This is a genomic window from Promicromonospora sp. NPDC060271 (assembly GCF_042726755.1).
GTDB lineage: Bacteria > Actinomycetota > Actinomycetes > Actinomycetales > Cellulomonadaceae > Promicromonospora.
Genome location: NZ_JBHXBG010000211.1, coordinates 1 through 9,087 on the forward strand (window position 1 = coordinate 1; position 9,087 = coordinate 9,087).

Sequence of the window (9,087 nt, forward strand, 5' to 3'; positions counted from 1 at the left end):
CGGGACGGCTGGGCGTCCAGCCGTCCCGTCGGCGGCCGTAATCAGGCTCCCGCGGGCACCCGTCGGGCCGCGTCCGCCGCGGTGAGCTCCGCCGCGTCGTAGTCCGCGCCGCCGTCGAGGCTCGGCATCATCGAGGTGAGCTGCGGCTTCCACTCGGCGTACCGCTCGGGGAAGCAGCGCTCGAGCAGCCCGGTCATGGCTGCGACGGCGGTCGAGGCACCCGGGGACGCGCCGAGCAGGCCGGCGATGGTGCCGTCCTTCGCCGCGACGACCTCGGTGCCGAACTCCAGCACGCCGCCCTTGCCCTTGACCCACTTCATCACCTGGACGCGCTGGCCGGCGGTGATCTGCTCCCAGTCGCCCGGCTGCGCGGTCGGCATGAAGCGCTGCAGCTCGTGGAACTTGGTCTCCGGAGCGGCCACGACCTGGCCGACCAGGTAGCCGGTGAGGTCCATGTTCTTCGCGGCGACGCCGAGCATCGTGCCGATGTTGTGCAGGCGCAGCGACGTGATCAGGCCGAGGTACTTGCCCTTCTTCAGGTAGTTCGGGCTGAACCCCGCGTACGGGCCGAACATCAGGTAGCTCTTGCCGTCCACGATGCGCGTGTCCAGGTGCGGCACGGACATCGGCGGCGCGCCGACGTCGGCCTTGCCGTACACCTTGGCCTGGTGCTGGGCCACGATGGCCGGGTTGTCCGTGCGCAGGAACTCACCGGAGATCGGGAAGCCGCCGTAACCGCGCGCCTCCTTGATGCCGGAAGCCTGCAGCAGCGGCAGCGCGCCACCACCCGCGCCGACGAAGACGAACTTCGCCCGGACGGTACGACGACGGGTGCCCGCGTTCCAGGAACGGTCGTGCAGGGTCAGGCGCCAGCGACCGTCCCGCAGCTTCTTCAGGCCCCGGACCTCGTGGTTCAGGTGCAGCTCGGTGTTGTGCGCCGTCGCGAACTCGACGAGCTTCTTGGTCAGCGACCCGAAGTCGACGTCGGTCCCGGCCGCGGAGCGCGTGGCCGCGATCGGCTCGTCGGCGTCGCGGTCCTGGGTGATCAGCGGCGTCCACTGCCCGATGACCTCGGGGTCCGAGCTGAACTCCATGTCGCTGAACAGCGGGTGCGCGCTGAGCGCCTCGTAGCGGCGGCGCAGGAAGTCGACGTTCTCGGCGCCGCGCACGAACGTCATGTGGGGCGTGACGTTGATGAAGTCGGTGCCCTCCATCAGGCCGGCGGTCAGGAGGTGGTTCCAGAACTCCCGGGAGGTGTGGAACTGCTCGTTGATCTTCACCGCCTTGGAGATGTCGACGGAGCCGTCCTTGCGCTCCGGCGTGTAGTTCAGCTCGCACAGCGCGGCGTGGCCGGTACCCGCGTTGTTCCACGGGTTCGACGACTCGAGCGCCACCTCGTCCAGGCGCTCGTAGATTCCGATACGCCAGGTCGGCTCGAGGATCGTGAGCAGCGCGCCGAGAGTGGCGCTCATGATCCCCCCGCCGATCAGCGCGACGTCGACCTCTTCGGAGGGACGCGGGGCTGTCTGGAGGTAAGAAGTCACGTGAAGAACGATAGCGGGCTTGTGAAAAGTTGAACGAGCGCTGTGGCGTGAATCACGTGATGCGATCCGTGACCTCCCTCACGCTCACGGCGCCCGCCGTCCCGGCCTTGCGCTCAGCGGGCAGAGACGCCGGACGGCCACGGCCCCAGCTCGGGCAGCGCACCCGGCAGCGGGGACGACGGCGCGCGTCCGGCGAGCCACGCCGTGACGTCCCGCGGGTCGCCCGCGATGTCGTCGACCGCGACGCCGTCGGGCAGCCGCACCGCCAGGAAGTCGCGCAGGTGGGCGCACAGGTCGTCGTCCCACGTCTCGTACCCGACCTCCTGGGGCGTGCCGGCCAGGGCGTCCACCGAGTGGATCCGCACCTCGCGCCACCAGGCGAGCAGGCAGCCCGAGAGGGGTCCGCCGCGGTACCCGCTGGGGGCGGCCCAGAGCGGGGACCCGGGCTCCGGCCAGGCGCTCGTCAGGTCGTTGCGCAGGGCGCCGAGGACCGCGAGGTGCTCGGTCACCGTGCGGCCCGAGCCGGCCTCGATCCCGGCGTCGCGGGCCTCCTGGCTCGCGTAGACGGGGACCACCTCGCCGCGTGCGGCGGCCTGCGCCTGGCCGCGCAGCGCGGTGCCCAGCGCCGCGACGTGGGAGAGCACGTGCCCGCGCGTCCAGCCGTCCAGGGTCGACGGTCCGGCGAGGTCGGCGTCGGTCAGGTGCCCGACGGCGGAGATCAGCGTGCCGAGGCCGGCGTCGGAGTCGGCAAGGGCGTGCGAGACGGTGCTGGTGCTGCTCACGGTGTTGGTCCCTCCAGGTCATGCATCGGATCGGGTTGTCAGACGTGGAGGTCAGCCGGGTGACTTCCACGTCTGACAAGTCGGTGGGCGGGCGGGGTCAGGGCCAGAGCAGGCCGCGGGCCCAGCCGGTGGCCTCGGCCCGGTAGAGCAGGCGGGTGTGCGGGCCGTCGTCGGGCGCCTGCCAGAACTCGACCTCCGTCGGGGCCAGGACGTAGGCGGTCCAGTCCGGGGCGGCGAGCTCGGTGTCGGCGGTGACAGCGGCGAGAGCCTCCTCGAACGCCCGCACGTACTCCTCCTGGGACGCAAGCGGCTCGCTCTGGCGGTTGACGATCCCGGCGGCCCGCGAGGCGTCGGGCCGCGCGAGAAAGTCAGCGCGGCTCGCCTCCTCGCCCGCTGACGCCGCGCTGCCCGTCACCTTGACCTGGCGGCCCAGCTCGGGCCAGAAGAACGTCAGCGCCGCGTGCGGGTTGGCCGCCAGGTCGCGGCCCTTGGGACCCGACGACTGCGAGGCGAACCACCACCCGTCCGCCGTCACGTCCTTGAGGGCGACGGTCCGGGCGTGCACCCGCCCCGACGGATCGGCCGTCGAGAGCGTCATGGCGTGCGCCGCGAGCAGGTCCGCCTCGATCGCCTCGTCCATCCAGGTCACGAACAGCTCGTGCGGCGTGGGCGGCGCGGCGTCCGGGTCGAAGGCCGGCAGGCCTGGCCGGGCGAAGGTGGGCAGGGCGCGCAGGCGCTCGCGGAAGGTCACGTGTTCGTTCTCCCTGGTGGTAGGCGGGTGGTCGGCTGGTGGCCGGCGGCTGGTCAGCTCGTTGGCAGCAGGCCGACGAAGCCGCGCACCGCAGCGGTCAGCGCTTCCGGGTCCTGCGTGGCGCGGGCCAGGACGTAGCCGCCCTGGATGATCGCGAGGGCGGCGTGCGCCCGGTCGCGGGCGACGTCGTCGGGCAGCCCGGTCTCGCGGAAGATCGTGGTCACGACGCCGAGCAGGCGCACGAAGTAGGCGGCGAGCACGTCGCGCAGGCCGTCGTCGTCCATCACTGCCTGGTCGGCGGTGAGGCGGCCGATCCGGCAGCCCGCCAGGGCGTCGCGCGGTCGCTCGAGGTAGGCGACGAGCCGCTGGATCGCCGGGGAGTCGCTGTCCAGCGTCGTCATCGCCCGGGCGAGGACCTGGTCGACGGTCGCGCCGACGGCCGCGACGGCGAGGTCGTGCTTGGTGGGGAAGTGGTGGTAGAGGCTGCCCTGTCCGACGCCGGAGGCCGCCAGCACCGCGCGGGGGCTCGTCGGCCCGACCCCCTGGACGGCGAAGAGATCCTGTGCGGCGTCGATGAGGCGGTCGCGTGCGGTCGGCGTGCTCATCTGCGCACCATACCTACCTCCAGGTATGGTGCGCAACCAGAGCGGGACCGAACGCCCAGGTCAGCCGTGTGTACCGGGCGTCGCGCAAGGGTGGGTCAGAACAGGCTGATGACGCCGAGCACGCCGACCGCCAGGGCGAGCGCGAGCGAGACCGCGATCAGGACACTGTGCACGGTGAGGAACTTCGTCGCCCGCCCGTCGGCGTCGCGCGACCGGGGGTCCGCGGCGATGCGCTGCCAGAACCGCGGCCAGATCAGCAGGTTCCAGGCAGCGGTGGCAAGAAGTACGACGGACCAGGCGACGGGAATGTCCATGCCGCCAGTATCCCGCCGGTCCGCCGGCTCTCAGCATGCACCTGCTGCCAGGAGACGCCGGTTCCTGGCAGCAGGTGCATGGTGAGCGGCCGTCCGGGTCAGAAGTAGTCGCGGACGTGGAGCTGGCGATGGGGGAGCACGGCGGTCAGGGTCGCGTCGTGGTCCGGCGCACCGGTCAGGTGACCCGCCAGCCGCAGGTTCGCCGCGGACTGCGCGCCCGCGTACAGCAGCGCGAGCCCGTTCGGGCTGAGGACGGGCCGCTCGTGGTGCGCGTCCTCGACCGCCAGGGTGTCGCGCTCGAGGTGCGTGACGCCGTCGGACACCGTGAGCGTCCATGCTCCGTCGAGATCCCGCGCACCGCGGACCGCGAACGGGACGCGGGCGCCCTCCAGCGGCGAGCCGACGCCGCCCAGCGCCCCGGCCACGTCCAGGATCCGCAGCATGTAGGGGTGGGCGGCGTGCACGGTGGAGGTCAGGTCGGGAAGCACGAGCCACGCGGGATCGAGGCCCGACGTCGACACGCGCGCCGTGCCGACCACCGTCGAGAAGCTGCCGAGCGTGCGCCACAGCGCGCGGGCGGCGTCGGGCGTCAGGGCGATGAGGTCGTCGACCTCCATGAGGGCGGTGGCCGGCGTGTAGCCCTCGCCGCGGATCCAGCTCGCGAAGCCGACCACCTCGCCCGCAGCGCCCTCCGTCGCGTCGATCGCGAGGGTGACTCCCGTGTAGTCGGCGAAGAACTTCTCCGGCGGGGTCCAGAACGGCTTCTCCGCACGCGACACCGGTCCGTTCTGGGCGGCGGCCCACCGGTGGTGGACGGCGACCACCGCATCGAAGTCGGCGACGGTCGCCCGTCGAGTGACCACACCTTCGGGCGCAGCGACGCGGTTCAGGTTCAGCAGGGGGACGTCGACGTCGTCGAACGAGCCGACCACCTCGTAACCGAGCCTGCGATAGATGCCCGGCGCCGAGGGATAGAGCGTCGAGATCACCTCACCGCGCTCCCGAGCCTGCCCGAGGGCGGCGTCGAAGAGGTGGCCGAGGTGGCCGGAGCCGCGGCGCTCGGGCTCGACGGCGACCCCCGCGACGCCCGCCGTCGGCACCCGTGCGCCGTGGAACCACGACGTGAACCCGTACACGCGCAGGCGTGCGGCGAGGCCGTCGTCGTCGAACGCACCCCACTCGCGGAAGCCCGCGGCCTCCCACTCCTCGCGCGTCGGGACCGGACGGCCGTCGCTCGGCGTGCCGAACGCCTCTCCGCCGAGGCGGGTGTAGTCCGGCTGGTCGGCGTACTCGACGGGGCGCACGGTGAGGCTCATGGAGGCGACCTTAGGCAACGGGCACCCGGGCATCCATCGGAAATCCGGACCGAGCTCCGGGCCGTCAGTCGCCGAAGTAGGTGACCAGCTCCTCCGCGGGGTGGGGCCGGAACAGCGGCGTACGCGTCACCTCGAGCGGTTCCGGCGTGAGCAGCCCCGGCAGCTCCGCGTCGGCCCGGCGGTCCCCGGGGGCGGAGCCGTCGTCGGGCACGAGGTCGCGCTGGAAGAGCACCGCGTCCTGCCACTGGCCGAGCTTCCAGCCGATCTTCTCGAACGTGCCCGCACGGTGGAAGCCCGCCGCCTCGTGCAGCGCGATGGCCGGGTCGTTCGGCAGCACGATGCTCGCGATGGCGCGGTGGTACCCGCGGCTCGCGAGCCGCGCGAGGAGCGCGCCGTAGAGGGTGCGGCCGACGCCCTGCCGCTGGTGGTCGGCGGCGACGTACACGTTGGTCTCCAGCGTCCACCGGAACGTCGGCCGGTGCGCGAACGGCCTGGCGTACGCGAAGCCGGCCACCACCCCGTCCGCCTCGAGCACCAACCAGGTCTCGCGGCCGAAGAACCGCTCGATCCGGCGCGTCATCTCGCGGGAGTCCGGCGGGGTGGTCTCGAAGGTCGCCGCCGAGTCGGCGACGAACGGGGCGTAGATGGCGGCGCAGGCTGCGGCGTCGTCTGGAGTCGCGACGCGGACGATGCTGTCCATGGTCGGATCCTGCCGTGAACAGGCCGGACGCGATGATCGCAGCGCGGGCTTGACGACGGTGGGCCGAGCGGGTAGATCAGCCGGGCTCGCCCGATGGCGGAGCGCCTTCGAGGCCGGGCACGAGATCCTTCTGCAGCCGCACCACGTCGTGCCACCGGCCGTGCTTCCAGCCGATCTCGCGCAGCGTGCCCACCACCTCGAAGCCGAGCGCGACGTGCAGGCCGAGGCTGGCGTCGTTCGGGAGGGCCAGCCCCGCGACCAGGCGCCGGTACCCACGTTCGGCGAGCCGCTCGAAGAGGGCTTCGTAGAGGGCCCGGCCCGCGCCAGTCCTGCGGCGGCCGGGCTCCAGGTACACGCTGGTCTCGACCGACCAGCGGTAGGCCTCGCGCGTCGAGTACGGCGCGCCGTAGGCGAAGCCGACGACGTGCTGCCCGCCGGGTGCTGTCGCGTTGGGGACCTGTCCGCTCGGGACCTCGGCGACGAGCCACGCGTGGCGGGCCGTGCAGTCGGTGATGCGCCGCGCCATCTCCTCGGTGCTCGGCGGCTCGGACTCGAAGCTGACGTGGGTGTTGCGCACGTAGTGGCCGTAGATGGCGGCGCACGCGGCCGCGTCGTCGGGCGTGGCCGGTCGGATCGTCAGGTCCATGTCCCGATCGTGCCCTACGTACGGCCGCGGGCGAAGCCGGGTGCGGGGCCGGGCGCGAGGCCGCGCGGGAAGCCGGGTGCGGGAGGCAGGGGCGGATGTCAGTGGCTGGGCATAGCGTGTGGCCCGTGACCACGCTCCAGAGACGGGTGCTCCTCGTCGCCATCCTCGCTTCGTTCGTGTCGTTCCTCGACGGCACGGTCGTGAGCGTCGCGCTGCCCGCCATCGCGGAGGAGCTCGGCGGCGAGGGTGCGGAGGGTCTGGCCCTGCAGCAGTGGGTGGTCGACGCGTACCTGGTGACCCTCGGCGCGCTGATGCTCGTCGCCGGCTCGGTGTCCGACGTCTACGGACGGCGCCAGGTGCTGGCGGCCGGGCTCGTCGGCTTCGCCGTCGCCTCGGTGCTGTGCGCGATCGCCCCAACCGGTCCCGTCCTCGTCGTCGCCCGCGCGCTGCAGGGGGTGGCGGGCGCCCTGCTGGTCCCGAGCTCGCTGGCCCTGATCGTGGCGACGTTCGGTGGCGAGGCGCAGGCCCGTGCGATCGGCCGGTGGACGTCGTGGACGACCGCCGCGATGATCGTCGGCCCGTTCGTCGGCGGCCTGCTCGTCGACCTCGCGACCTGGCGCTGGGTGTTCTGGATCAACGTCCCGGTCATCGCCGTGACGCTCTGGCTGCTGCGCGGGGTACCCGCGGCGGAGGGCGAGCCCGGCCGGCGGGTGGACGTCCCGGGGGCCGCGCTGGCCGCGTTCGGCCTCGCGGGCGTGGTGTTCGGGCTCATCGAGGGGGAGCGGCTCGGGTGGACCTCGCCGGTCATCCTGGTGTCCGTCCTCGCTGGTGCGGTGATGCTGGTGTCCTTCGTGCTCTACCAGCGGCGGGCCGCGGACCCGATGCTGCCGCTGCGCCTGTTCGGGGCGCGCAACTTCGCGTGGGGGAACCTCGCGACCTTCGCGATCTACGGTGCGCTGTCGCTGGGCGGCTTCGTGCTCACGCTGTTCCTGCAGCAGGTCGCCGGGTACTCCGCGACGTGGTCCGGTGTGGCCCAGCTGCCGACCACGCTCGCGATGATCCTGCTGTCCGCCTGGTTCGGCACGCTCGCCGGCCGGTACGGGCCGCGGCTGTTCATGACGCTGGGCCCGATCATCGCGGCGGCCGGGTTCCTCCTGATGCTCTCGATGGACGAGACGGCGTTCTACCCGACCCAGGTGCTGCCCGGCCAGCTCGTGTTCGGCCTCGGCCTCTCCATCACGGTGGCGCCCCTCACGGCGGCCATCCTCGGCGCCGTCCCGGCCAACGACGCCGGCATCGGCTCGGCGGTGAACAACGCGGTCGCGCGGGTCGCCGGGCTGCTGACCGTGGCGTTCGCGGGCATCATCACCGGCGGCGTGCTCGACGTCGCCTCGTTCCACCGTGCGCTCCTGGTGACCGCTGCCCTGCTCGTCGTCGGCGGGCTGCTGTCCCTGGCGGGCATCCGCGACGCACGTGAGGTAGATCCGAACCAGACCCTGGTCAAACCGACTTAGGTGTGCCTAACCTCAGCGCATGGCATTCAAGGGGCGCAAAGCGGTCGATCCGCACGTCGTGATGGCTGAGGTCGTCAACACCAAGCGGATCACGCCGAACATGATGCGCGTGACGCTCGGCGGTGACGAGCTCGCCCACTTCACGCCGGCGGGCTACGACCAGTGGTTCCGCCTCTTCCTGCCCCGCGCGGGACAGGACATGCTGCGCCTTCCCAAGCGCACGTCGGGGCTCTGGTACGCGGAGTACCTCACCACCCCGAAGGCCCAGCGGCCCTGGGTGCGCAACTACACCGTGCGCGCCGCACGGCCCGACCTGAACGAGATAGACGTCGACTTCGTGCTGCACGCCGCAGGGGACGCGAGCCCGGGCGACGCCGAGCACGCCTCGGGCCCTGGCGCCGGCTTCGCCCAGGCCGCCGACCTGGGCATGCGGGTCGGCCTCCTCGATCAGGGCATCACCTTCGACGCGAGCCGCCCGCACGGCTGGACGCTCCTGGTGGCCGACGAGTCCGGGCTGCCGGCCGTCGCGGGCATCTGCGAGTCGCTCCCGGACGACACCCGCGGCGCCGCCGTCGTCGAGGTCCCCACGGTCGGGGACAAGCAGGAGTTCCGGGCGCCGTCCGGCGTCGAGGTCCGGTGGGTGGTGCGGTCCGACCCGCACGCCGTCCCGGGCCAGGCCGCGCTCGCGGCGCTGCACGAGCTCGAGCCGGCCGGCCCGGCCACCGACGTGTACGCGTTCACCGTCGGCGAGTCGTCGCTGGCGACCGGCGCGCGGCGGCACCTGGTGGGCGAGCGCGGCGTGCCGAAGGCGCAGGTGGACTTCGTGGGCTACTGGCGCCACGGCCGGTCGTCCCCGGGCTGAGCCGGCGGGTGGTCGGTAGAACGTCAGGTGGTCGGCATTCCGAGGTACCGACC

The 9,087-nt window shown here is 72.7% G+C and carries 10 protein-coding genes; 2 read left to right on the top strand and 8 right to left on the bottom strand.

Going from position 1 to position 9,087, the window contains the following annotated elements; translation table 11 throughout:
- Nucleotides 1–41: 41 nt before the first annotated feature.
- The 8 genes from mqo to ACFWE2_RS22900 all read right to left on the bottom strand — a co-directional run bounded on the left by mqo (nt 42) and on the right by ACFWE2_RS22900 (nt 6,658).
- Complete coding sequence (gene mqo, locus ACFWE2_RS22865; RefSeq protein WP_377226504.1) at nt 42–1,544, bottom strand: malate dehydrogenase (quinone); 1,503 nt, start codon at nt 1,542–1,544, stop codon at nt 42–44.
- A 113-nt stretch (nt 1,545–1,657) separates the two neighbouring features.
- Complete coding sequence (locus ACFWE2_RS22870; RefSeq protein WP_377226505.1) at nt 1,658–2,326, bottom strand: maleylpyruvate isomerase family mycothiol-dependent enzyme; 669 nt, start codon at nt 2,324–2,326, stop codon at nt 1,658–1,660.
- A 97-nt stretch (nt 2,327–2,423) separates the two neighbouring features.
- Nucleotides 2,424–3,077 (bottom strand): pyridoxal 5'-phosphate synthase, encoded by a 654-nt coding sequence (locus ACFWE2_RS22875; RefSeq protein WP_377226506.1) that lies wholly within the window; start codon nt 3,075–3,077, stop codon nt 2,424–2,426.
- Between the two features lie 53 nt (nt 3,078–3,130).
- The gene (locus ACFWE2_RS22880) at nt 3,131–3,682 is read right to left on the bottom strand and encodes a TetR/AcrR family transcriptional regulator (RefSeq protein WP_377226507.1); all 552 of its coding nucleotides are present in this window, start codon (nt 3,680–3,682) and stop codon (nt 3,131–3,133) included.
- A 95-nt stretch (nt 3,683–3,777) separates the two neighbouring features.
- Nucleotides 3,778–3,996, bottom strand: coding sequence for an SCO4848 family membrane protein (locus ACFWE2_RS22885; RefSeq protein WP_377226508.1), 219 nt, complete (start codon nt 3,994–3,996; stop codon nt 3,778–3,780).
- 98 nt (nt 3,997–4,094) lie between these two features.
- The gene (gene eis / locus ACFWE2_RS22890) at nt 4,095–5,312 is read right to left on the bottom strand and encodes an enhanced intracellular survival protein Eis (RefSeq protein WP_377226509.1); all 1,218 of its coding nucleotides are present in this window, start codon (nt 5,310–5,312) and stop codon (nt 4,095–4,097) included.
- Between the two features lie 64 nt (nt 5,313–5,376).
- Complete coding sequence (locus tag ACFWE2_RS22895) at nt 5,377–6,012, bottom strand: GNAT family N-acetyltransferase (protein WP_377226510.1); 636 nt, start codon at nt 6,010–6,012, stop codon at nt 5,377–5,379.
- Nucleotides 6,013–6,088: 76 nt separating this feature from the next.
- Nucleotides 6,089–6,658: a GNAT family N-acetyltransferase gene (locus ACFWE2_RS22900; RefSeq protein ID WP_377226511.1), complete on the bottom strand. Its 570-nt coding sequence runs from the start codon at nt 6,656–6,658 to the stop codon at nt 6,089–6,091.
- A gap of 95 nt (nt 6,659–6,753) precedes the next feature.
- Here ACFWE2_RS22900 and ACFWE2_RS22905 point away from each other — a divergent pair, with 95 nt between their 5' ends.
- Together ACFWE2_RS22905 and ACFWE2_RS22910 are read left to right on the top strand one after the other, a co-directional pair.
- A complete protein-coding gene (locus tag ACFWE2_RS22905; protein WP_377226512.1) occupies nt 6,754–8,172 on the top strand; it encodes an MFS transporter in 1,419 nt (472 codons plus the stop codon).
- 19 nt (nt 8,173–8,191) lie between these two features.
- Nucleotides 8,192–9,034 (top strand): siderophore-interacting protein, encoded by an 843-nt coding sequence (locus tag ACFWE2_RS22910; RefSeq protein WP_377226513.1) that lies wholly within the window; start codon nt 8,192–8,194, stop codon nt 9,032–9,034.
- Nucleotides 9,035–9,087: the final 53 nt, after the last annotated feature.

Excerpts from the sequence above, each read along its gene's own strand:
- ACFWE2_RS22885 (WP_377226508.1), bottom strand. The coding sequence starts at position 3,996 with ATGGACATTCCCGTCGCCTGGTCCGTCGTACTTCTTGCCACCGCTGCC.
- ACFWE2_RS22895 (WP_377226510.1), bottom strand. The coding sequence starts at position 6,012 with ATGGACAGCATCGTCCGCGTCGCGACTCCAGACGACGCCGCAGCCTGC.
- ACFWE2_RS22905 (WP_377226512.1), top strand. The coding sequence starts at position 6,754 with ATGTCAGTGGCTGGGCATAGCGTGTGGCCCGTGACCACGCTCCAGAGA.
- ACFWE2_RS22900 (WP_377226511.1), bottom strand. The coding sequence starts at position 6,658 with ATGGACCTGACGATCCGACCGGCCACGCCCGACGACGCGGCCGCGTGC.
- ACFWE2_RS22880 (WP_377226507.1), bottom strand. The coding sequence starts at position 3,682 with ATGAGCACGCCGACCGCACGCGACCGCCTCATCGACGCCGCACAGGAT.
- eis (WP_377226509.1), bottom strand. The coding sequence starts at position 5,312 with ATGAGCCTCACCGTGCGCCCCGTCGAGTACGCCGACCAGCCGGACTAC.
- ACFWE2_RS22910 (WP_377226513.1), top strand. The coding sequence starts at position 8,192 with ATGGCATTCAAGGGGCGCAAAGCGGTCGATCCGCACGTCGTGATGGCT.